This window comes from Sporosarcina sp. BI001-red, from assembly GCF_003384035.1.
Classification (GTDB): domain Bacteria; phylum Bacillota; class Bacilli; order Bacillales_A; family Planococcaceae; genus Sporosarcina.
Genome location: NZ_QQAK01000004.1, coordinates 12,440 through 35,349 on the forward strand (window position 1 = coordinate 12,440; position 22,910 = coordinate 35,349).

Genomic DNA, 22,910 nt, shown 5'->3' on the forward strand with positions numbered 1-22,910 from the left:
TTATGCTAGAAAAAATACAAGGCGAACAAACCGATCAGTTGTTTCGCGCAATCTTAGAGTTGAAAGATTTGGATGAATGCTATGCGTTTTTCGATGATTTGTGCACAATTGGAGAAGTTCAATCGCTTTCACAGCGCCTTGACGTAGCGGTCATGCTGAAAAAGAAGCATACGTATGACAAAATTCAAAGTGAAACGGGCGCAAGTACCGCAACCATTTCAAGAATTCGGCGTTGTGTCGACTATGGTTCAGGTGGGTATAACTTAATTGTCGATCGGATGAACGAACAAACTGAAGGTTCAACTGAAGAAAACTAACCAAAAAACCGGAAACAGCTACAGGCTGACCGGTTTTTTTCGTTTGTCGTAGGCGCCAACGAGAATCGGCACGTGTTTTTTGCTATACTGTAAGGAACATAATTACGAAAATGCAGGTGACTGGAAATGGACTATCGAACTTGGCGTCATGCCTTTAAATTAGATCCCGCAAATGAAATTTCAGACGAGGCACTTGAGCAACTTGCCGAGTCTGGAACCGATGGAATCATCATCGGGGGAACCGACAATATTACGCTTGAAGGTGTACTCGATTTACTTGCTCGATTGCGGCGCTACGCAGTGCCACTTGCGCTTGAAGTATCGAACGTGGATGCCGTCACATTCGGTTTCGACTATTACTTCATTCCAACTGTTTTAAATTCCAATGACGTGAAATGGATGAATGGAATTCATTTAGAAGCATTGAAAGAATTCGGCCATATGATGAAATGGGAAGAAGTCGCAACAGAAGGCTATTGCATCATGAATCCGGAATGCAAAGCCGCGCAACTGACAGGGGCAACGAAAACGTCAACTCAAGAAGATGTCGTCGGATACGCCCGCATGGCGGAGCATTTATTCAAATTACCTATTTTTTACTTAGAATACAGCGGGATGTATGGTGATCCTAAAATCGTCAGTGCGGCAGCTTCTGTGTTGGATGAAACTCGCCTCGTGTATGGCGGGGGTATCCGGACTTCGGACCAAGCAGCTGAAATGGCGGCAATCGCCCATACAGTCGTGATTGGCAATGTCATCTATGATGATTTGAAGGCAGCACTCAAAACTGTAGATGCAGTAAAAGCGGTTACCAGTCCCAAGTGAATTCGTGTATACTAAAGAACAAACGTTCCTAAAAGGCGGTTATAGATTATGAAAGAACTCGCACAAGATTTACTGACGGGCATGAACCCTGAACAGGCGAAAGCGGTGAAGAAAACAGAAGGACCTTTGCTTATTATGGCGGGAGCAGGATCAGGTAAAACACGCGTGCTTACTCACCGGATTGCCTATCTTGTCATAGAAAAAAACGTGTATCCATCAAAAATTCTTGCGATTACCTTTACCAACAAAGCATCTCGCGAAATGCGGAACCGAATCGATGGATTACTCGGCGAAGGATCAGGGGATCGGATGTGGGTATCTACATTCCACTCGATGTGCGTGAGGATTTTGCGTCGCAATATCGACAGGATAGGCTTTTCCAAAACCTTCTCCATTTTGGACTCCTCAGATCAGTTATCTGCTATTAAATCAGTCCTAAAAGCACAAAACCTAGACCCGAAACAATACGATCCGCGGACACTTCTCAACATCATCAGTTCTGCGAAAAACGAATGCATCGATGCAAAAGAATACCGTGCCGGTGTGAACGAATCGAACCCGTATGACCGCGTCATCGCAGACGTTTTCGATGGCTATACGAAAAAACTGCGTAAAAACCAGTCGCTCGATTTCGACGATCTGATCATGTTGACGTTAAGATTGTTCGAGCAAGTTCCTGACGTCCTTGAGTTTTATCAAGACAAGTTCCAGTACATCCATGTCGATGAATACCAGGATACGAACCACGCACAATATCGACTTGTTCAAATGTTGGCAGAGAAGTTCCGTAATATTTGTGTCGTGGGTGACTCGGATCAGTCGATCTACAAATGGCGTGGCGCTGATATCGGCAATATTTTGTCGTTTGAAAAAGACTATAAAGATGCAGAAGTTATTTTACTGGAACAAAACTATCGCTCGACCCAAAACATTTTACAAGCAGCAAACGATGTCATTAAAAACAACGAAAGCCGTTACGACAAACGACTTCGGACAGACAACGACCAAGGCGATTCCATCACCGTCTATAAAGCGACCGATGAGAAAGATGAATCTCAATACGTCGTCCGTAAAATTATTGAGCTCCAGCAAGAGCAAGGGTACACACTCGATCAGTTTGCGGTGTTATATAGAACCAATGCCCAATCCCGGATGATTGAGGAATACTTAGTGAAATCGAATCTAGAGTATACAATTGTCGGTGGCACGAAGTTCTATGACCGTAAAGAAATTAAAGACTTACTCGCCTACTTACGACTCATTGCGAATAGCGACGATGACCTCGCACTTGCCCGGGTTATCAATGAACCAAAACGTAGTATTGGCGCAACGTCGTTTGAACGTATGGCGACTTTCGCCATTGAAAACGATCGATCCATTTTCGATGCGATGCAAGAGTTGGACTTCATGGGTCTGACGAAAAAAGCGGCTGTTGAATCCGCAAAGTTTCGTGATCTAATTCAAAGTTTCACACAGATGCAAGAGTTTTTATCTATCAAAGAACTGACGGAGCAAGTGTTGGACAAAACGGGATACCGTGCGATGCTTGAACGTGAAAAAACGATTGAATCGGAAAGTCGCCTTGAGAATATTGACGAGTTTTTATCCGTCACACAAGCATTTGAAAAGCGTGCAGAAGATGATGAGGGCGACAAATCACTCGTTGCATTTTTAACGGACCTTGCACTTATTGCAGATATCGACTCTCTCGATAAAGAAGAGAACCAATCGACAGAAAAAATCGTCCTAATGACGACGCACTCTGCAAAAGGCCTTGAGTTCCCAGTCGTTTTTGTCGTTGGTATGGAAGAAAATATTTTCCCACATGCCCGCTCTATCGGAAACGACGAAGAAATGGAAGAAGAACGACGTCTTGCGTATGTTGCGATAACGCGTGCAGAACAAAAGTTGTTCATGTCTTCGGCTTCGAGCCGAATGCTGTACGGCAAATTCAGTTACAACAATCCATCTCGTTTTATTAGCGAAATCTCTGATGAAGTGATCGAACTAGAGAATGCCTCTGGCGGTTTTTCAATTGGCGGATCTCGCTCTGGCGAACCCAAACGACCAGCAGTGAAAAAGCCTGTCTATGAAACGACGGGTGGGGAGAAGCTAGGATGGGCAGCTGGCGACAAAGCTGCGCACAAAAAATGGGGCACAGGTACGGTCGTCAGTGTCAAAGGCTCGGCGGATGACGTTGAACTCGACATTGCCTTCCCCGAAATCGGCATTAAACGACTGCTTGCGAAATTTGCACCAATTGAAAAAGTGTAAGAGGAGGAACGCAATGTGAGCGATATTACCGAACTCGAACAACGCGTATTGGAATTGAATCAATTGCTCACGGAGTATGGACGAGCGTATTATGTGCTCGACAAACCGGTTGCTACAGACGCAGATTACGACAAACTGATGCAGGAACTACTTGCGATTGAAGCGGAGAATCCCGATCTGATCTATCCGGATTCACCAACTCAACGTGTAGGGGGCAGTGTGCTTGAAGGCTTTACTAAAGTTGAACACGATTACCCGATGCTCAGCTTGTCCAATGTGTTTAACGAAGAAGACATTCGTGAATTTGATCGCCGCGTCCGAGATGCGGTCGGCGAAAAGGTGTCCTACATTTGTGAACTGAAAATTGATGGGCTTGCTGTTTCATTGAAATATGAAAACGGTCGATTTGTTCAAGGATCTACTCGTGGAGACGGATCTGTCGGTGAAGACATCACAGCAAACTTGAAAACGATTCGATCCATTCCTCTAAAACTTAGAGAGTCGATCAAAATTGAAGTGCGCGGCGAGGCCTATATGCCGAAAAAGTCATTCGTAAGACTCAACGAAGCGCGGGATGAAGCAGGCGATGAGCCCTTTGCGAATCCAAGGAATGCTGCCGCAGGATCGTTGCGCCAACTCGATCCGAAGATTGCAGGAAGCCGTAATCTCGCCGTTTTCCTGTATGGAATCGGAGGCGACGGTGAAGCGTATGGGCAAGCAACACACTCAGAAGCACTCGACTATCTTGACAACCTTGACCTTGTGACGAACCATGAACGCAAACGCTGTCAGTCAATTGAAGAAGTCATCGAATACGTCAATAGCTGGGGAGCTAAACGCTCTGACCTTGATTATGAAATTGACGGCATAGTCATTAAAGTCGACAGTTTCGAAGACCAGGAACAGCTAGGCTATACAGCGAAAAGTCCCCGCTGGGCAACGGCGTACAAGTTTCCAGCTGAAGAAGTCGTGACGAAACTGCTCGACATTGAATTGAGTGTCGGTCGAACAGGAACGGTGACACCGACTGCAATCTTGGAACCGGTTCGAGTCGCAGGAACGACAGTCGGACGCGCGTCTCTTCATAACGAAGACTTGATCCATGAAAAGGATATCCGTATAGGAGATTACGTGACAATTCGAAAAGCAGGCGATATCATTCCGGAAGTCATCGGGCCACTCGTTGAAAAACGGACTGGAGATGAAGAGCCGTTTGACATGCCTGAAAATTGTCCAGTTTGCGATTCGGAACTAGTGCGTATTGAAGGGGAAGTTGCGCTTAGATGCGTTAATCCTCAATGTCCTGCACAGTTGAAAGAAGCGCTTATACACTTTGTCTCGCGTAATGCGATGAATATCGAAGGGATTGGCGAGCGCGTTGTCGATCAGCTGTATACAGCGGAGCTTGTCAAAGACTTTTCGGATTTGTACGGGCTCACAGAAGAACAGTTGCTGGAGCTTGAGCGAATGGGTGAGAAATCAGCATCCAATCTCATATCAGCGATTGCTGCTTCGAAAGAGAATTCATTGGAAAAACTTCTATTCGGTTTCGGTATTCGCCATGTTGGGGAAAAAGCGGCGACATTACTTTCTAGAGAATTCGGTTCGTTGGATGGACTCATATCTGCTGAAGCGGAACAGCTGCTTGCGATTCATGAAATCGGAGAAAAAGTGACCGATGCGATTGAAACGTACTTTTCCAATGAAGATGTTCTGGAAGTCATTCAGAAGTTGAAAGACTTTGGTGTCAATATGCAATACAAAGGACGAACCCAGCAAGAAATTCCAGACGAGGGGCCGTTCGTTGGTAAAAAGATTGTCTTAACAGGAAAACTATCGATTTTGACACGAGGCGAAGCGAAAGAGAAAATTGAAGCCCTAGGCGGCGAAGTGAGCGGTAGTGTCAGCAAAAAGACCGACCTCGTAATCGCAGGGGAAGACGCAGGATCCAAGCTTGCGAAAGCGGAAGAGCTCGGCATTGATGTATGGGATGAAGCGAAGCTCATAGACGTGCTGGAAGTAAAGGAGTAAACAACTTGATGAAAAGGTTATTCACAATACCCGTAGTGGCTTCTGTCCTGTTCCTTGGCGGGTGTATCCCGGCAATCGGACCGGGAAAAGGGGATGTCATTCAGGAAAATGACGATGTCCAACAAGAGACAGTGCTCATTCCGGAAGTACAATTGAATGAGCAATATTACCGAACGCTACTACCGTTTAAAAAGAGTGCAAGCCGCGGACTAATCGTTAACCAAGTATATAGTAAGTATGATATTGGCGAGGTTGAAGAGGGACTCCTTCGATTGTCATCTAAAAAGTTCAATCCAAAAGATCACTTTTTCCAAGAAGGGCAATTCATCGATGAAAAAACAGCAATCCACTGGTTATCGAGAAGCTCCAAATTCGATGATGGATTGAACCCGCCGATCAACGATAAGATGTCCCCTCAAGACATTAGCGAGAAAGCGCCTGTCTATTTGGCGCATATCGTCGAGCAGAACTACTACGTGAAAACGGGTGATAAAAAAGTAGGGCTCGCGGGAATTTCAATCGGTCTTGCCATGAACTCCGTGTTCTACCAGCGAGATGCGGCTGAAGCAAATATTCCAGACAAGACGATTCAACAGCAGGGAATGAAAATGGCAGAAACCATCGTCAAACGAATGCGCAAGATTGATGGTGTAGGAGATGTACCGATTACAATCGGTCTTTTCAAACAACAGCCGCGCAGTTCGATTGTCCCTGGAACGTATTTCGCAACTACAGTTGTTGACAAAGGCAAGGATGCACCATCAGGCTGGAAAGAAGTGAATGAGAAATTCGTCTTACTTCCCGTTGCGTCGAACGACAATGATTATCGTGACGCAAATCTGACGTTTGAAAAATTGAAGCAAGACGTGAACGATTATTTCCCTGGATTTGTTAGTATTGTAGGGACTGCATTTTACAGCGACAACAATTTTAAATCGCTTAAAATCAGCATCCCCATCCAGTTTTACGGAAAAAACGAAGTCGTTGCGTTAACACAATATATGACGTCATTAGTGTTGAAGTACTATCCGGATAATGAAGTAGAAGTGAGCATCACATCGAATAACGGCCCCGAGTCATTAATTATGAAAAAGTCGGGTGAAAAGGAACCAACTGTACACATCTACTCATATTGAGGATAGGAACTTTTCATCATCTGTCTGAGGTGTTATGATTAATCGTATTGTACAAAAGCCAGGAGGAGAGACTATGTCCAATTTTACTAAAGAGGATATCCAGTATTATGCGAATTTTGCACGGATCGATATGCCAGACGCGGAAGCGGAGAAGTTTGCGACTCGTTTGGACACGTTGCTCGAGTTTTCGGATCGATTGAAAGAACTCGATACGACGGACGTGGAACCGATGACACATCCGCTTGCTATCGTAAACGTATTGCGCGAAGACACACCTGAAGACATTCTCGATCGTGAAGAGATGTTGAAGAGTGTAGAAGACCACGAAGACGGTCTAATTAAAGTACCGAACATTCTAGATTGACCTGTATAGAGGAGGAATTGACTTATGGTAGTAAACAAAACTGCGTCTGAACTTCAGTCTCTTTTACATAGTCGTGAACTATCGGTTAAAGAACTAACTGAAGCTACACTGCAAACGATCGAAGAAAAAGATAAAACCATTCAGGCCTTCCTAACTGTGACTGGACCAGAAGCCCTTGCTGCTGCCGAACAGTTGGACAACCTTCCTGATGAAAAGCGCGGTAGCCTATTCGGCATGCCGATTGGTATTAAAGACAACATCATTACTAAAGGCATCAAAACAACATGTGCTAGTAAAATGTTGGAAAACTTCGTCCCTGTCTATGAAGGAACAGCTACAGAACGTGTGAAAGACAGCGGAATGGTAGTTGTCGGAAAGCTCAACATGGACGAATTCGCAATGGGCTCAACCACTGAGCACTCCGCCTTCCAGATTACACGTAACCCGTGGGACTTAGATCGTGTGCCTGGTGGATCTTCAGGCGGTTCTGCAGCGGCAGTCGCTGCTGGAGAAGTTCTATTCTCTTTAGGTTCTGATACAGGTGGATCAGTACGTCAGCCAGCCGCATTTTGTGGCGTTGTCGGTATGAAACCAACATATGGTCGCGTATCACGCTCTGGTCTCGTAGCTTTCGGATCTTCTTTGGACCAAATCGGACCGATTACAACAACGGTTGAGGACAATGCAATGTTGCTGAGCGCAATTGCGGGAGCTGATTATCGTGATGCTTCAGCGTCTGAAAAGCCAGTTCCAGATTTCCGTAACTCATTAACTGGAGACATTAAAGGCTTGAAAATAGCTGTTCCTGCCCGTTATTTGGGTGAAGGTGTCGATCCAGAAGTACGAGAAGCTGTTAAAAAGGCGATTGGTGTTCTTGAATCACTTGGAGCGCATGTGGATGAAGTAGACTTGCACTACTCGCGCTATGCTGCACCGACATATTATGTGATTTCATCTGCAGAAGCGTCTTCTAACCTTGCTCGTTTTGACGGGATCCGTTACGGCTACCACCCAGCTGATGCGAAAAACTTGAACGAGATCTATTTGCGTTCACGTTCTGAAGGCTTCGGAGAAGAAGTCCGCAAGCGTGTTTTATACGGAACATATGCACTCAGTGCTGGTCATCACGAAGACTTGTACGAGCGTGCGCAAAAAGTACGTACATTGATCGCACAAGACTTCCAAAATGTCTTTAAAGAATATGATGTCATCGTTGGACCGACTAGTGCAACGAACGCATACAAACTCGGCGAGACCATCAAAGATCCGCTTACGTTGTACGCGAACGACTTACTGACTACACCTGTAAACCTTGCTGGTATTCCAGCGATTTCGGTTCCGTGTGGCTTTGCAGACGGCCTACCCGTCGGCTTGCAGATCATCGGAAATCATTTCGAAGAAGCGATGCTCTATAAAGTGGCGCATGCATACGAGCAAGCGACAGAATTCCACAAACAGACACCGCCTGCTCGGGAGGGGAACTGATTATGAACTTTGAAACGATTGTCGGACTTGAAGTCCACGTAGAATTGAAAACAAATACGAAAATCTTTTCTCCGGCACCTGCCCACTTTGGTGCAGCACCGAATATGAACATTCACCCGACTGATCTTGCTTATCCAGGCACTTTGCCGACGATGAACAAACAAGCGATCGACTTCGGGATGAAAGCGTCAATGGCACTGAACTGTGACGTTGCGCGTGTCATGAACTTTGACCGCAAGCACTATTTCTATCCGGATAATCCAAAAGCATATCAAGTATCCCAAGACGACCGCCCAGTTGGAGCAAACGGCTGGATTGAAATTGAAGTGGATGGCTATAAAAAGAAAATCCGTATTGAGCGTGTACACTTGGAGGAAGATGCAGGGAAACTGACGCACTCTGATAATGGATATTCTCTCGTTGACTTAAACCGTCAAGGAACACCGCTTATCGAAATCGTTACAGAAGCGGACATTCGTACACCGAACGAAGCATACGCTTTCCTTGAAAAGTTGAAAGCGATTATTCAATACACAGGCGTATCAGACGTACGCATGGAAGAAGGCTCACTCCGTTGTGATGCTAACATTTCACTTCGTCCATATGGCCAAGAAGAATTCGGTACAAAAACAGAGCTCAAAAACTTGAACTCATTCAACTTCGTGCGTCGCGGAATCGCGAACGAAGTCGAACGCCAAGAGAAATTGTTACTTTCTGGAGAGAAAATCGTCCAGCAAACACGCCGTTATGACGAAGCTACAGGTCAAACGATGTTAATGCGTATTAAAGGAAGCGCGAACGACTACCGCTTCATCGATGATCCCGATCTTCCAGAAATCGTTATCGACGAAGACTGGATAGAGCGCGTACGTGCAGAAATTCCAGAACTTCCTGATGCACGTAAAAACCGTTATGTAAGCGAGCTTGACTTACCTGCATACGATGCACACGTGTTGACATTAACAAAGGAAATGTCCGATTTCTTCGATGAAACTGTAAAAGCTGGCGCAGATGCGAAACTAGCATCGAACTGGCTTATGGGCGGAGTATCAGAATACTTGAATGCTGAAGGCAAAGAATTGAAAGAAACACCAATTACACCTGCAGGACTTGCGAGCCTTGTGAAACTGATTTCAGATGGAACGATTTCATCGAAAATCGCGAAGAAAGTATTCAAAGAACTTGCTGAAAACGGTGGGGACGCTGCAGATATCGTGAAGGAAAAAGGACTCGTCCAAATTTCTGACGAAGGTACGTTGCGTAAAGTGATCGGTGAGATTTTGGATGCCAACGAGCAATCCATTGAGGACTTTAAGAACGGGAAAGATCGTGCAGTAGGATTCCTCGTAGGCCAAGTTATGAAAGCAACGAAAGGGCAGGCAAATCCGCCGCTCGTAAACAAACTCTTGTTGGATGAAATCAGCAAGCGATAACTAGACACCTTCTGAGGCGCCCTGTGATTTGGCTTAAGCTACCAACACAGGGCGTTTTCGTGAGTGTTGCGTGGCAATTGATTTCCATGTATGGATAGAGGTACACTTAGGAAAAGGTTGATTTACAATTTTGATCTCATTGAAATTATGTGGGGTCACTTACATCATTTAAGGAGTGTGAGGGTCGTTGGCTACTGAATTAGAGTATTTTGAACGAGCGATTTCACTTGAAGCGTATATGGATCGTATGGAACAGCTGAAAGATAGCAGTTTTTCAATTTATGAAAAGTTTGATGTGCCGAAAGACGATGAATTCATCTCCCGACTAAAAGAAGTGAAGCCGCGGATTCTCGTCATCACAGAGGATTGGTGTGGCGACGCGATGATGAACAACCCGATTTTGCGTCGAATTGCAGAAGCTGCAGATTTAGATGTCCGGGCAGTGTATCGGGATAAAGACACGGAACTTATTGATCGTCATTTAACAAATGGAGGACGGTCGATCCCTGTTTACTTATTACTTGACGCAGACGGCAAGGTCGCTGCTAAATGGGGCCCACGGGCTGCAACGATTCAAAAACATGTGATGGAATTGAAACAACAAATCCCGGCGAAAGATGCACCGGACTTTGAAGAAAAGCAACGCGCAGTACATGAACAAATTGTAGCCGAATACACGACGAAACCGGAGTATTGGTTAGCGGTTTACGAAGACATTCGCACTACATTCTTACCGGTAGTCCAAGAGGCTTAAACAAGGGCTCGTGCACCTGGAGCTGAGTGAACAGAAAGAAGGAAACGATGTATGAAGCGTGCTCGTATTATCTACAACCCGACTGCGGGACGGGAGGTCTTCCGCAAAAACCTTTCAGATGTGCTCATACGGCTAGAACAAGCTGGTTACGAAGCATCTGCACATGCGACCACGTGCGAAGGCGATGCTACTGTCGCTGCCGCTGCGGCTGTTGAGCGTGGGTTTGACATCATCATCGCTGCAGGTGGAGATGGAACGTTGAACGAGGTCGTTGCAGGTGTTTCAGATTTCGAGGAGCGTCCTCCAATCGGTCTTATTCCAATGGGGACGACCAATGATTTCGCCCGTGCACTTCGAATTCCACGCGATATCCACAAAGCGCTCGATATTATTTTGGAAAACAAGAAAATACCAGTCGATGTCGGTAAGATGAACGACCGATTCTTCATCAACATCGCAGGTGGCGGCCGAATGACTGAACTTACCTATGAAGTCCCAAGTCGCTTAAAGACGATGCTCGGTCAACTTGCGTACTACTTGAAGGGGATTGAAATGCTCCCGTCCATTCACGCAAGCCGTGTGAGAATCGAATATGACGACCAAGTTTTTGACGATGAAGCGATGCTATTTTTAGTGGGCTTGACGAATTCAGTTGGAGGCTTTGAAAAACTCGCACCTGAATCGAGTATTAACGACGGAAAATTCACGTTGCTTATCTTGAAAAAGTGTAACATCGCAGAATTTATCCGCGTCGTGACGCTTGCAGTTCGAGGCGAGCACTTAAACGATCCACTCCTGATTTCGTGCAAAGCTGAGACTGTCAAAGTAACCTCAAATGAAGAAGTCCTCGTGAATTTGGATGGGGAATACGGCGGCAAAATTCCCGCTGTCTTCAAAAACCTGTCATGCCATATCGAGATGTATGTCCCGTTTGATAAGCTTCGTGACCAAGATCGTACATGGTAATCCATTGAAACTCCGCTGAACCATGCGGAGTTTTTTTGTTTAGTAAAAATGATATATAGGCGCATATCCTCCCGTTTCATCGGGCCACTCGCTCGTTACAGCGAAGCGCTCCATTGGCGAGGGTAACCGCTCCATTCCGCCAGCGAAGCGCTCCATGCGAAAGGGTAACCGCTCTATTCCGCCAGCTAACCGCTCCATTGGCGAGGATAACCGCTCCATACCGCCAGCGAAGCGCTCCAATCGAGAGGGTAACCGCTCCATCTCACACCATGCAATCCACTCTCTATCCCAACAAAAAAACAACGAGCACAAGGCTCGTTGCTAATGACCAACTCTTATTCAATAAACTCCAGTGCCTGATCTTGTTTGGATGCAAGCTTCGGAAGATCTTCGACAGGAATCCACTTAAATTGGAACACCAATCCTTCATCTTTTCCATCACCATGCACCTTATAATCCCACTCACGTTCATGACTTCCAACGTAATCGAAGTGGAAAACGTTGCGCTCGAGAACTTCATCTTTATCTTTCGGGAAAAAGTTCGTTTTATGCAGTTTTCCACATAATACAAGTTCATCACGTTGGATTCCAGATTCTTCCTCAATCTCTCGATATAAGGCATCGATCAGTAGTTCGTCCCGTTCGATCGTGCCACCCGGTACTTGGAGTCCAGCTTCAGGGAAGTCCCTATGCTCGAACACAAGGAGTTGGCGTTCATCTTCTTCACCCTTTGTAATATAGGCAAGAACTTTACGTTTTAGTTTCATTACGTTCACCTCGCTTAATCGTACTAGTATACACTACAATTAACAATAATTCAAGTATTCAACCAATGACTCGTCATAACTCCATTACTTTTATTTACCCAAATAGGCGTAATTTAATCCGAATTGGGGAAAGTACGTAATACATAAGTTAAATAACTTTTAAGAATTTTTTTGAAAGGATGTGTCCCGGTGTACAAAAAACAGGAAAAGATCCTCATGTGGTTAGCATTTGGCGTCGCGGGCGTAATGCTTCTCTCGATAGTTGGAAGGTTACTTGGATAAAACCCAACCAATAGAGGGATACTCTATTAGTGAAGGAGGCAACGCATATGGGAAATGAAGAAGCCGTATTTTTCTCGCGCGTCTTGACCGAAACGACCTTATCATTTCATATCATTTACGCAACCATTGGTGTCGGTGTACCCCTCATGATTATGATAGCTCAGTGGGTGGGAATTCGGAAAAATGACGAGCATTATATTTTACTCGCAAGAAGGTGGGCACGCGGATTCGTAATCACTGTAGCCGTTGGTGTCGTTACCGGTACCGCAATCGGGTTACAACTCTCGTTATTATGGCCAAATTTCATGGAATTAGCCGGTAACGTTATTGCACTGCCGTTATTCATGGAAACGTTCGCATTCTTCTTTGAAGCGATCTTCCTTGGTATTTATTTGTATACGTGGGATCGATTTGAAAACCAGAAAAAGCATTTGCTCTTACTCATCCCAGTAGCACTCGGTGCAATGTTCTCTGCAGTATTTATTACCATTGTGAACGCGTTTATGAACGCACCGCGCGGATTTGATATTGTTAATGGAGAACTGGTTAACATCAGTCCATTGCTTGCCATGTTCAACCCAGCAATGCCGACTAAAGTTGCGCACGTGGTTGTTACTGCATTCATGACCGCTGCATTTATTTTAGCAGCAATCGCCGCGTTCCGTTTATTGCGTGGATCAGATCATGTTTATCACAAGAAAGCGCTACTGCTGACCATGAAAGTCGGATTCATCTTCTCAATCGGTGCAGCCATTATAGGGGACTTCTCAGGTAAGTATTTAGCAGAGTATCAGCCAGAAAAGCTGGCCGCTGCCGAATGGCACTTTGAAACGACCGACAAAGCTGAGCTCATTTTAATGGGAGTCCTGACGAAGGACAATGAAGTCAAGTATGCTCTCAAAATCCCATACGGACTTTCAATTCTGGCGGCAAACAATCCGTTCGCTGAAGTTAAGGGACTCGATCAGTTCCCTGAGGATGAAGTACCGCCTCTCTATATTCATTACTTATTTAACTTGATGGTATTCATCGGCATGTGGATGGCCTTCTTATCGGCCGTATTCCTCATAGGAAAGTGGAAGGAATGGAACTTCATTGCTTCGAAGTGGTTCCGCTGGCTCATTGTTCTCGGAGCACCGCTTTCGCTTCTCGCCATTGAATTTGGATGGTGGTTTGCAGAAGTTGGTCGACAACCATGGATTTTGCGAGATCTTATGAAAGTATCCGAAGCCGCAACGACAAGTGATCAAGTAGACTCTATGCTCATTCTGTTCTGCTTGCTCTATCTCGTACTTGGTGTCGGAAGTGTCGTTGTTTTACGCCGCATGTTCCGTCACAATACAGTTGAAAAAGAATTGGAAGACCGTCATGCAATGAGGGGACGTGATGTACGATGAACCTTGAGATTCTTGGAATCACCGTATTGTGGACGTTTTTGTTTGGGTACATTATGGTCGGTGCGATCGATTTTGGTGCCGGGTTTTTCAATGCCTATTCCGTGATCACCGGAAAACAGCGCGTACTAACGAAAGTCATTCAACGCTATTTGTCCCCAGTCTGGGAAATCACAAACGTCTTTCTTGTGTTCTTCTTCGTAGGCATCATCGGGTTTTTCCCGAAAACGGCCTTTTACTACGGAACGACATTGCTCGTACCAGTCAGTTTTGGAGTAATTCTACTGGCAATCCGGGGTTCCTACTATGCGTTTGAAACGTATGGATCCCGTGGACACAAAGGCTACTCGTTTATGTACGGACTGGCGGGTATCCTCATTCCAGCATCGCTTTCAATCGTGCTGACGATTTCGGAAGGTGGATTCATCGAAATCATTGGTGGCAATCCGGTACTCGACTATTGGAAGCTGTTCACAAGTCCATTGACCTGGTCGATCGTTGTGCTCAGCATTTCAGCGACGTTGTACATTTCAGCTGTATTCCTCACGTGGTATGCAAACAAAGCACGTGACGTAGAAGCAACGGGGTTACTTCGCAGGTATGCACTCACTTGGTCACTGCCGACAATGATTGCAGCAGGTGGGATCATCGTTGAGCTTAGAAGACATCAACCAGAGCACTACAACAACATCCAGAATTTCTGGCCGATGTTCGTGATATCCTTGTTGTTATTTATCGGTACAGTGATCTTACTCTATACGAAACGTCAATATGGATGGGCATTCACAATGCTCGCGGGTCAATTCGCGTTTGCATTTTATGGATATGGAGCATCTCACTATCCGTACTTGCTGTATCCGTATTTAACGATTTACGACAGCTTTACGAATCCAGCAATGGCGATCTCACTCATCGTCGTGTTCATACTCGGACTTTGCCTACTCATCCCGTCACTGATCCTAGTCATGCGTCTATTCTTGTTTGATAAAGACTACGTGAGCGGCAAAGGCGATTATCATGCATAAGGGGGAGATTGTTTGGAACACTTCATCATGTTTTACGCACCATTCATTGTGCTAATCGGATTAATCATCGTCGCTTTTTTCGTCGCACCAATGGACGGATGGGTGACTGACCGTAAGAAAGAGGACAAGAAGAAATGAGGAAATGGGCTGCTGAGGCAGCTCTTTTTTCATGGAAAGCGCTCGTCCCTGCTCGCGTAGCGCTCCAACACAAGGGGACCGCTTCATGATGCTCAAGGATATCTCAATTTCGCTCAAGCAAGTGGAAAAGTGATCAAGGAGGCACTCAATCTGCTCAAGTGGGGCCAGGAAGTGATCAAGCAACCCACAATCTGCTCAAGCGAGGCTAGAAAGTGATCAAGCAGACCACAATCCGCTCAAGCGGCCACAGAAAGTGATCAAGCAAGGACAGAATTCGTAGGAGTATATAAAAAACTAAAGTCCGCGGCACCAAAAAAACCGCCAAACTACTTAAAAACTCGCGACCAATCTATCTTTCCAAGGTCAAAGAACGAAAACCAAGATTAATTTGTAGAGCCGCTTCGCGTCACATTTTCGTGCGGAGATTCCGCTAAAGCTGGAAAAGTGATCAAGTGAGTTGTTAATCTGCTCAAGCGAGGCCTGGAAGTGATCAAGCAACCTTCGATCCGCTCAAGCATGGCCAGAAAGTGATCAAGCAGACCACCAATCTGCTCAAGCGAGGCCAGAAAGTGATCAAGCAGACCACCAATCCGCTCAAGCGAGGCTAGAAAGTGATCAAGCAACCACAACTCCCCTCAAGCAAACCCCAATCCCTCTCCATCTTCCACAAAATCGACTCAAGCAACTCGCCCCGACCTATGGTAAACTACAGTACAGACCGAAAACTGGAGGGCACGAACTCATGACCTATGCAGTAAACCAAAACGACCGCTTAGTCGTTCACATAGAAGACCTCACCCACGACGGATCAGGCGTCGGAAAAGTCCAAGGCTATCCGCTATTCATCCCAGGTACATTACCCGGTGAAGAAGTCGAAGTCAAAGTCGGCAAAACCCTGAAAAACTACGGATTTGCTAAATTACTTAACATCATCACACCTTCACCTGAACGAATTGAAGGGCCATGTCACGTCTATCCGGAATGTGGCGGATGTCAGATTCAACACTTGACCTACGAAGCACAACTGAAGCAAAAACAAAAAATCGTTCGCGACGCAATCGACCGCATTGCAAAACTTCCGGACGTCCCTGTGCATCCAGTACTTGGCATGGAAGACCCATGGCGCTATCGGAACAAATCCCAAATTCCTTTCAGCGAACGCGATGGCCAAGTCGTCTCTGGATTTTATCGCTCGAAAACGCACCATATCGTGGACACCGATGTCTGTATCATCCAGAGCGATGAAGCCGACGAACTCATGGCGATGTTGAAACGCGAACTTCAAATCCTTGGTATCGACGCATACGACGAACACAAAAACAAAGGCTTCTTGCGCCACCTGGTCGTCAGAAAAGCCCGCGCAACAGGTGAACTTATGGTCGTCCTCGTCACCGCACGACGTAAATTCCCGGAAGCTGACCAAGTCATCAAAGCCATCAAACGTGTAGTTCCAAACGTCACATCCATCATGCAAAACGTCAATACACAAAAGACAAACGTCATTTTTGGCAATGAAACCTTGAATCTCTATGGCAAAGACGTCATCATCGACTCAATCGGCGGCGTTGACTTTGAAATCTCGGCTCGCTCGTTCTATCAAGTAAATCCTGTGCAAACAGAAACGCTTTACAACCAAGCACTCAACTTCGCGCAGTTAACAGGAACTGAAACAGTCATCGATGCTTACTGCGGTATCGGAACAATCTCACTTTTCCTAGCGAAACAAGCAAAAGAAGTATACGGCGTTGAAATCGTTCCGCAGGCAATTGAAGACGCAAAACGGAATGCTACTCTAAACGGCATTGCCAATGCACACTTCGAAACAGGTGCCTCTGAAGACGTCATTCCGAAATGGTACAGTGAAGGAAAAACGTTCGATGTCTTAGTCGTCGATCCACCACGAAAAGGATGCGACGAAAAGCTGCTAGAAACGATTCTCACACACAAACCAGGTCGCGTAGTATACGTATCATGCAACCCCGCAACGTTAGCTCGAGATCTCCGTATCTTAGAAGATGGCGGCTACAAAACGCAAGAAATTCAACCAGTGGACATGTTCCCACATTCCACACATATCGAGTGCGTGGCGTTGATTGAGTTAAAATTGTAGCCCCATAATAAAGACGTGCAAGTTAAAATAAAGTCGTGCATGGGGGCAGGCGTGGTTTGCAATAAAGACATGTCCCAGAAAACCCCTGAACCGGCACGGTGCCTGTATTCCTTCAAACGATTTCTCGCAAATCTTTATTCGAAATCGAGAAAAACGGGAAAAAAAAGAGGGGGAAACGCTGGAAAAGTGCTCAAAAATGGAGAGAAAACCGGCGGAAACGCGGGAATCATATCCTGACATTATTTTAAATCCCAACGGTCCATTGCGCCCTGGCAACGTTTTTCATGAAGTGACTTTTTTATAAAGGAACATAGTAGCGAGGAGAAAAGGAGGAAAATTAAACCCTTTTCTCCTTTTTTGGTAGAAGGAGAAGGGGGGAATACTTCTTTTGAAGAAGTATTCCCTATGGAAGGTATCTCTATTGTACAATTAGCAATTTCTATTCATAAGCTCAAAAATTGTAATGACTGCATTTAACTTTGATATTACTTAGTTTGGTGAAATTAGCTTTGATTACACAGTCTATTTATATGTTAGGCAGATATCGAGACCATTTAATGCAGTACAGCTGTTGTATATAAAAATTGAAAGTGAGGAATTTGTGCAATGAAATTTATATATTTTAATGATACAGGTCGAAAAGTTTTAATTCATCCAGCTACATTTATAAGCGGATGTGCGAGTTCAGATACTGCTATAGAGCCTTTAGAGGAGAGAACTTTTGTACTACCTGAGGGGTCATACCCTTGGGTTAAAATGTGGGACTACGGACCAGGAGTCGGATTGCAAATATTAGTTTCTCCTGGTTGGAATTAAAAAAGTTTTAATTACAAAAGAAACTAATAGGATTACACAAATTATGAACTCCCTCAAGAAGCTCATATAATTATTCTTATTAAAGAAGTAACAGATTCTAAGTATTTACAAACTTGTATGTAAAGAATTCATACCTGTTCATATTATCATCTCTTAATTAGCAAGTGGAGAGAAAGATTGATTTAAGCATGTTGTTCTATTTTTGAAAAAGTCATCCGGTCATGCCGACCAGTACTTAGAAGAAATATTCCACTCTTGAAATTCCGGTTCATATAAAAAGGCTGAAAGTCTTCATGTTAACCAGGAATGGTGACCTGTTAAATATTCAAAACACTTAAAATCTAATTATATCTAAATCAAAATAATACGCCTTACTCGGAAACGATAACAACATACTCTATATAATATCTGAAATTTAAGTTAGTTGTTCATTTTTTTAAGAAAGTGCTTTGAAACCATACGTACCAGTGCTTTGAATCGAAAACAACTTTCGGAAAACATAAACCTATACAGTCTATAAAAAAGTCGAAATGCGATATTGAAACCACTAAAAGAGCTCCTGAAAAATGTCAAAACATACAAAACCAAATTTTATCAAAAACAAACTTCAAAAAACAATTCAAGCCCATACCTTCTAATTCTAAAAAACGTACCAATCCTTAAGGTTTTTAAATATTATCTGAAAGTCATAACTAATTATATGACACAAGTTTTAACGAAGTGCTAATCTATCTACGTATTTTCTAAATACAATAGATACAAACTAATTCAGTATATTCATTTGCGGTATGTGTTTAAAGTGTTCTGTAAGCCTCGTAGAACTATTCAAATTAACTGCGTGGGGAATTGGTATGTTTGGAACGGAAAGAAGCGTTATGAACCAAATGGATACAATGGAAGCGAACTTGATTACTTATCATATTAAGTAGTGCCTTTATATAGAAAGACCTTACCATTGTAGTTGGGACTATTTAACAATTTATATGTATATCTCTTTGTGAATTAATCTAATTGAACATTGAAGTCGGAATCATATCACTTTTGAGGAAGACCACACCATTTCTATGATGTAAAGTCTATACTTTTGAAACACTAATTAGTATCTATTTAAAGAGTTTTATAATCCCTCTGGCGCCTTCTAAACAATTTAGTAGACAAACTGTAGGGCGAGGTAAAATCGAAGCATTGTGGGCATAAGGGACGCCTTGTAAGTTAACACGAATTGCAATCATAATTAGCTACCCCTTCAAAAAGTATTCCTTACTAATTGTCATCGTAAATTAGATTAGTTTACAAAATGATTATAAGTAAAATATATCCAAGTAATTTATCTTATGTAATGGTAAAATGATACTATAAATAAAAGACTTTGGAAGGGGATAGTAAGATGTTCAATCAACGACTTACGTTAGAAGACCTTTTTACGGTACATAAATTCACTCCTAATGCTGGGCAACTCGAGGCAATAAAATCATTAAATGGCCCTTTGTTCTTAATGGCTGGACCAGGGTCTGGGAAAACAAGAGTTCTTTTATGGAGAACAGTAAATGCTATAGTTTTTCAAGGTATTTTACCGGAAAAGATATTTTTATCAACATTTACAGAAAAGGCTTCTAAACAGCTAAAAGATGGTCTACAAACTATATTAGGTTCAGTTACAAACATAACAGGCGTTCCCTACGATATTTCAAGAATGTATATTGGTACTGTTCATTCACTTTGTCAGAAAATAATTGGAGACAGACGTTTTATCAAAGAACGCTCCAGAGTTAAGCCTCCTATATTATTAGACGAGTTGGACCAATACTTTTATATAAATTCTTCTGTATTTTGGAAAGGGATAGAGGAATTACTTGTTGTGAACGAAAACGAATGGCGTTTAGATGTAAGACAGTATCTAACAGGGATGTCGTTTGAATTTGCGTCTCGTCATGATACTACTACTTTGTTAATATCTATTTTTAATCGATTTTCAGAGGAAAATCTACAAACTCAAAAAATTATAGATTATGCACAAAATGAGGATGAACAAGTTTTAAAGCAAATAGCTCGTGTTTACGAATGGTATAAGCTAAAACTTGAAAAATCTAATATGGTAGATTTTTCATTATTACAACAGAGGGCATACACTCAACTGCTTCTAAGTGACCATACGGCTTATGAATTTGACCATATAATCATAGATGAATATCAAGATACTAATAGAATTCAAGAACAGCTCTTCTTCAGGCTGGCGAAAGGTAGTAAAAATTTTTGTGTAGTTGGTGATGACGACCAGGCATTGTATAGATTCAGGGGTGCGACTGTCGAGAATTTTGTTCAATTTCCGAAGCGAACTGAATTGTACCTGCAAACCAAGCCAAAAGAAATTAAATTAAACACTAATTATCGTTCTAAAAATCAGATTGTGTCTACTTATAAGCAATTCATGGAGAAGGTAAGTTGGATTAGAGAAGATGGGAGAGGATATTATCGATTACATGATAAAGATATTCAACCCCAGCAACAAGATAACGACATATCGGTTATAACAACTAAGCCAGGCAATTCAGAAAGTGTATCAAAGGAAATTGCCGAATTCGTTAAAAGTTTAATAGATGAGAAGAAAGTAGAAGACCCTAATGAAATAGCATTTTTATTTCCCTCTTTAAAAAGTAATCACGTTAAACAAATGAAGAAGTCATTGGAAGATGAGGGGATTAGCGTATATGCTCCAAGAGCTGGACGTTTTTTGGAAGTGAAAGAAGCGAAAGCGATGTTTGGTGTTATATCTCAAATAATGGGGAAACCAGTAAGGCAAGATTATGCAGGAGCATATAAAGAATATCATGGGTGGTTAAGAGATTGTGAAGAAGTTGCTAAACAACTTATGGTCAAGGATAGTCGTTTAGAAACGTTTGTACATACTAAAAAGAAGGAATTGCGTAGGTGTAAAGAAGACTACATTCGTCTTTTAAAAACGGTGAATGACAACGATTGGTCGACAACAGATGCTTACCATCCAAAGAAGCACAAGAGGGTTTTATCAAATACCCCCCTTATTTCAGAACAAACGATGAGTGGACTTGGTACTGGACGTTTAGATAAAGTGATTGAGGAGCGCAGTAAGGGCTTGAGACCATTTACCCTGCAGTATATTCTAAATAGGTCAACTTCAGTGGATTGGAATGTATTAGATTTGTTTTATCGGCTTTGTGGATTCTCATATTTCTCTCATATGTTTAAAAAAGCGGAGAACGGTGATGATGAGGGTCCAATTTCAAATCTCTCTATGATTTCCGAATACTTATCAAGATATATGGAGCAATCACAATCAATGTTAACAGGTGCAAGGTTAATTGAAGACCGGTTTTCAAATGATTTCTTTGGTAGATACGTCTATGGGCTATTTAGGATAGGTGAATCAGAAGTTGAGAATCCAGAAACTCCATTTCCAAAAGGAAGAGTTTCATTCCTAACAATTCACCAATCAAAAGGATTAGAATTTCCATATGTCATTTTGGGAAACCCAGGTAAGAAAAATTCAGGGGTCCCACGTCCGGAGGAGATTGTTAGACCATTAATCGACTCAGAAAACGAACCTTTGAGCCGAGTATCTGAGTTTGATATAATGAGAATGTTTTATGTAGCCTTATCCAGAGCAGAAAAAGGATTACTTATTACGAATCTAAGAGGACAGGGGCAAGTGGTTGCCCCCGCTTTCAAGCAACTGCTCGATGAAATGAATTATCCGGTTGCTTCAGAACTTGATGTTTCCAAACTATCCAATTCAGAAATTAAAATAAATGATATTCCAAAAGTTTATTCTTATACAAGTGATTACCTAATGTATATTAAGTGCCCGAGGAACTATATGGTCTTTAAAAAATATGGATTTGTTCCATCTCGTTCTCAGACAATGTTATTTGGCAGTCTGGTACACCAAACAATCGAAGATATTCACAATCAAATCATTTCCTCAAGGAGTGATAGTAATGAATAATAATGAGATGTTTCAATTTATTGAAGAATCTTTTGAAGAAAATTACGAACTGCTAAGATTAGAAGGGGGTCATTCTTTATCTCCACAAGTGAAGAAATTAGCGTTGGAACAAGTTAAAAATTATTGGAAGAAGCTTAGGCATGTTGCAGAAAATGTATCTGACACAGAGGTGAGATTAACACTCCCACAACAGAGTACACCATCGGGTAGACCCTATACAATACAGGGGGTTGTGGACGTAGTGAAAGAAGACGACCGCACAGTCATGTATGATATAAAAACGCAAGATGCAGATTTTGTTAGAAGTAACAAGAAAGATTATGAGGGACAATTAAACATCTATGCTCACGTTTGGCAATCAGTTAGGGAACAGGAATTAGATGGGACATCAATTCTTGCGACTGGTGAAACACAAGGGTTGCGAAGAGCAAAGCAACGTTCGTTTTTGACAAATAATGATAATCTCTTAGAAGAAGCTCTTGAAGAATGGGAACCTGAAGTACCTATTGACATAGCAGATGAAAGAATAGAAGGGTATCTTGAATCTTTTGGGGTAGTTGTCGACAAAATTGAGGAGCATTGTTTTGAAGCACCGTCTATAGAAAAAATCAACTCGAAGATTCTTGGTAATAAAACGTTTGCAGTACATGTTTGTAGAAACTGTGATGCAAGATTCTCTTGCGATACATATAAAGAATATGCTTTTAATTCAAGTCGTGTATCAAATGATTTTTTATCGTTTTATGAAGACTATGGTACGGAACAGGAACGAGTAGAACAAATTGAAACAACATTAGAAGAAGAGGTGTGA

19 protein-coding genes are annotated in these 22,910 nt (G+C 43.1%); 16 read left to right on the plus strand and 3 right to left on the minus strand.

The window, feature by feature from the left end; all coding sequences use genetic code 11:
* Positions 1 to 2: 2 nt before the first annotated feature.
* From DVB69_RS01150 to DVB69_RS01195, 10 genes are all read left to right on the plus strand, one after another.
* Entirely contained in the window at positions 3 to 317 is a 315-nt protein-coding gene (locus DVB69_RS01150; protein WP_116015746.1) for a YerC/YecD family TrpR-related protein, read from the plus strand.
* 126 nt (positions 318 to 443) lie between these two features.
* Positions 444 to 1,142: a heptaprenylglyceryl phosphate synthase gene (gene pcrB / locus DVB69_RS01155; RefSeq protein ID WP_116015748.1), complete on the plus strand. Its 699-nt coding sequence runs from the start codon at positions 444 to 446 to the stop codon at positions 1,140 to 1,142.
* A gap of 48 nt (positions 1,143 to 1,190) precedes the next feature.
* A complete protein-coding gene (pcrA, locus tag DVB69_RS01160) occupies positions 1,191 to 3,416 on the plus strand; it encodes a DNA helicase PcrA (protein ID WP_116015750.1) in 2,226 nt (741 codons plus the stop codon).
* Between the two features lie 24 nt (positions 3,417 to 3,440).
* A complete protein-coding gene (gene ligA / locus DVB69_RS01165) occupies positions 3,441 to 5,447 on the plus strand; it encodes an NAD-dependent DNA ligase LigA (RefSeq protein ID WP_116015794.1) in 2,007 nt (668 codons plus the stop codon).
* Positions 5,448 to 5,455: 8 nt separating this feature from the next.
* A complete protein-coding gene (locus DVB69_RS01170) occupies positions 5,456 to 6,583 on the plus strand; it encodes a CamS family sex pheromone protein (RefSeq protein ID WP_116015752.1) in 1,128 nt (375 codons plus the stop codon).
* Between the two features lie 73 nt (positions 6,584 to 6,656).
* On the plus strand, positions 6,657 to 6,947 hold the full coding sequence (gatC, locus tag DVB69_RS01175; protein WP_116015754.1) for an Asp-tRNA(Asn)/Glu-tRNA(Gln) amidotransferase subunit GatC: 291 nt from the start codon (positions 6,657 to 6,659) through the stop codon (positions 6,945 to 6,947).
* A gap of 24 nt (positions 6,948 to 6,971) precedes the next feature.
* A complete protein-coding gene (gene gatA, locus DVB69_RS01180; RefSeq protein ID WP_116015756.1) occupies positions 6,972 to 8,432 on the plus strand; it encodes an Asp-tRNA(Asn)/Glu-tRNA(Gln) amidotransferase subunit GatA in 1,461 nt (486 codons plus the stop codon).
* A 2-nt stretch (positions 8,433 to 8,434) separates the two neighbouring features.
* Positions 8,435 to 9,865 carry an Asp-tRNA(Asn)/Glu-tRNA(Gln) amidotransferase subunit GatB gene (gene gatB, locus DVB69_RS01185; RefSeq protein WP_116015758.1) on the plus strand — a complete coding sequence of 477 codons (1,431 nt, stop codon included), beginning with the start codon at positions 8,435 to 8,437 and terminating at the stop codon, positions 9,863 to 9,865.
* 187 nt (positions 9,866 to 10,052) lie between these two features.
* Entirely contained in the window at positions 10,053 to 10,619 is a 567-nt protein-coding gene (locus tag DVB69_RS01190) for a thioredoxin family protein (RefSeq protein ID WP_116015760.1), read from the plus strand.
* A 51-nt stretch (positions 10,620 to 10,670) separates the two neighbouring features.
* Positions 10,671 to 11,585: a diacylglycerol kinase gene (locus DVB69_RS01195; RefSeq protein ID WP_116015762.1), complete on the plus strand. Its 915-nt coding sequence runs from the start codon at positions 10,671 to 10,673 to the stop codon at positions 11,583 to 11,585.
* Positions 11,586 to 11,624: 39 nt separating this feature from the next.
* Here DVB69_RS01195 and DVB69_RS17430 read toward each other — a convergent pair whose 3' ends face one another.
* Together DVB69_RS17430 and DVB69_RS01200 are read right to left on the minus strand one after the other, a co-directional pair.
* Positions 11,625 to 11,846: a hypothetical protein gene (locus DVB69_RS17430; protein ID WP_147300746.1), complete on the minus strand. Its 222-nt coding sequence runs from the start codon at positions 11,844 to 11,846 to the stop codon at positions 11,625 to 11,627.
* 74 nt (positions 11,847 to 11,920) lie between these two features.
* Positions 11,921 to 12,352, minus strand: coding sequence for an NUDIX hydrolase (locus DVB69_RS01200; protein WP_116015764.1), 432 nt, complete (start codon positions 12,350 to 12,352; stop codon positions 11,921 to 11,923).
* Positions 12,353 to 12,681: 329 nt separating this feature from the next.
* Here DVB69_RS01200 and DVB69_RS01205 point away from each other — a divergent pair, with 329 nt between their 5' ends.
* The 3 genes from DVB69_RS01205 to cydS are packed head-to-tail and all read left to right on the plus strand — an operon-like array spanning position 12,682 to position 15,191.
* Positions 12,682 to 14,031, plus strand: a complete 1,350-nt coding sequence (locus tag DVB69_RS01205) for a cytochrome ubiquinol oxidase subunit I (protein ID WP_116015766.1) — start codon at positions 12,682 to 12,684, stop codon at positions 14,029 to 14,031.
* Positions 14,028 to 15,053, plus strand: a complete 1,026-nt coding sequence (locus DVB69_RS01210) for a cytochrome d ubiquinol oxidase subunit II (RefSeq protein ID WP_116015768.1) — start codon at positions 14,028 to 14,030, stop codon at positions 15,051 to 15,053. The genes DVB69_RS01205 and DVB69_RS01210 overlap by 4 nt, the downstream gene beginning before the upstream one ends.
* 12 nt (positions 15,054 to 15,065) lie before the next feature.
* Positions 15,066 to 15,191 carry a cytochrome bd oxidase small subunit CydS family protein gene (gene cydS / locus DVB69_RS17875; RefSeq protein WP_255415290.1) on the plus strand — a complete coding sequence of 42 codons (126 nt, stop codon included), beginning with the start codon at positions 15,066 to 15,068 and terminating at the stop codon, positions 15,189 to 15,191.
* A gap of 383 nt (positions 15,192 to 15,574) precedes the next feature.
* Here the strand turns inward: cydS and DVB69_RS01215 are convergent, their stop codons facing one another.
* Positions 15,575 to 15,814, minus strand: a complete 240-nt coding sequence (locus tag DVB69_RS01215; protein WP_116015770.1) for a hypothetical protein — start codon at positions 15,812 to 15,814, stop codon at positions 15,575 to 15,577.
* Positions 15,815 to 15,933: 119 nt separating this feature from the next.
* On the opposite strand from DVB69_RS01215, the gene rlmD reads away from it, so the two are divergent.
* From rlmD to DVB69_RS01240, 3 genes are all read left to right on the plus strand, one after another.
* Positions 15,934 to 17,301 carry a 23S rRNA (uracil(1939)-C(5))-methyltransferase RlmD gene (gene rlmD, locus DVB69_RS01220; protein WP_116015772.1) on the plus strand — a complete coding sequence of 456 codons (1,368 nt, stop codon included), beginning with the start codon at positions 15,934 to 15,936 and terminating at the stop codon, positions 17,299 to 17,301.
* A 2,203-nt stretch (positions 17,302 to 19,504) separates the two neighbouring features.
* A complete protein-coding gene (locus DVB69_RS01235; protein WP_116015778.1) occupies positions 19,505 to 22,099 on the plus strand; it encodes an ATP-dependent helicase in 2,595 nt (864 codons plus the stop codon).
* On the plus strand, positions 22,092 to 22,910 hold the full coding sequence (locus DVB69_RS01240) for a PD-(D/E)XK nuclease family protein (protein ID WP_370452903.1): 819 nt from the start codon (positions 22,092 to 22,094) through the stop codon (positions 22,908 to 22,910). Before DVB69_RS01235 ends, DVB69_RS01240 begins: the two co-directional genes overlap by 8 nt.

Excerpts from the sequence above, each read along its gene's own strand:
- rlmD (WP_116015772.1), top strand. The coding sequence starts at position 15,934 with ATGACCTATGCAGTAAACCAAAACGACCGCTTAGTCGTTCACATAGAA.
- DVB69_RS01170 (WP_116015752.1), top strand. The coding sequence starts at position 5,456 with ATGAAAAGGTTATTCACAATACCCGTAGTGGCTTCTGTCCTGTTCCTT.
- DVB69_RS01240 (WP_370452903.1), top strand. The coding sequence starts at position 22,092 with ATGAATAATAATGAGATGTTTCAATTTATTGAAGAATCTTTTGAAGAA.
- pcrB (WP_116015748.1), top strand. The coding sequence starts at position 444 with ATGGACTATCGAACTTGGCGTCATGCCTTTAAATTAGATCCCGCAAAT.
- DVB69_RS01235 (WP_116015778.1), top strand. The coding sequence starts at position 19,505 with ATGTTCAATCAACGACTTACGTTAGAAGACCTTTTTACGGTACATAAA.
- DVB69_RS17430 (WP_147300746.1), bottom strand. The coding sequence starts at position 11,846 with ATGGAGCGGTTACCCTCTCGATTGGAGCGCTTCGCTGGCGGTATGGAG.
- gatB (WP_116015758.1), top strand. The coding sequence starts at position 8,435 with ATGAACTTTGAAACGATTGTCGGACTTGAAGTCCACGTAGAATTGAAA.
- DVB69_RS01195 (WP_116015762.1), top strand. The coding sequence starts at position 10,671 with ATGAAGCGTGCTCGTATTATCTACAACCCGACTGCGGGACGGGAGGTC.
- DVB69_RS01200 (WP_116015764.1), bottom strand. The coding sequence starts at position 12,352 with ATGAAACTAAAACGTAAAGTTCTTGCCTATATTACAAAGGGTGAAGAA.
- gatC (WP_116015754.1), top strand. The coding sequence starts at position 6,657 with ATGTCCAATTTTACTAAAGAGGATATCCAGTATTATGCGAATTTTGCA.
- DVB69_RS01205 (WP_116015766.1), top strand. The coding sequence starts at position 12,682 with ATGGGAAATGAAGAAGCCGTATTTTTCTCGCGCGTCTTGACCGAAACG.
- DVB69_RS01210 (WP_116015768.1), top strand. The coding sequence starts at position 14,028 with ATGAACCTTGAGATTCTTGGAATCACCGTATTGTGGACGTTTTTGTTT.
- pcrA (WP_116015750.1), top strand. The coding sequence starts at position 1,191 with ATGAAAGAACTCGCACAAGATTTACTGACGGGCATGAACCCTGAACAG.
- gatA (WP_116015756.1), top strand. The coding sequence starts at position 6,972 with ATGGTAGTAAACAAAACTGCGTCTGAACTTCAGTCTCTTTTACATAGT.
- DVB69_RS01150 (WP_116015746.1), top strand. The coding sequence starts at position 3 with ATGCTAGAAAAAATACAAGGCGAACAAACCGATCAGTTGTTTCGCGCA.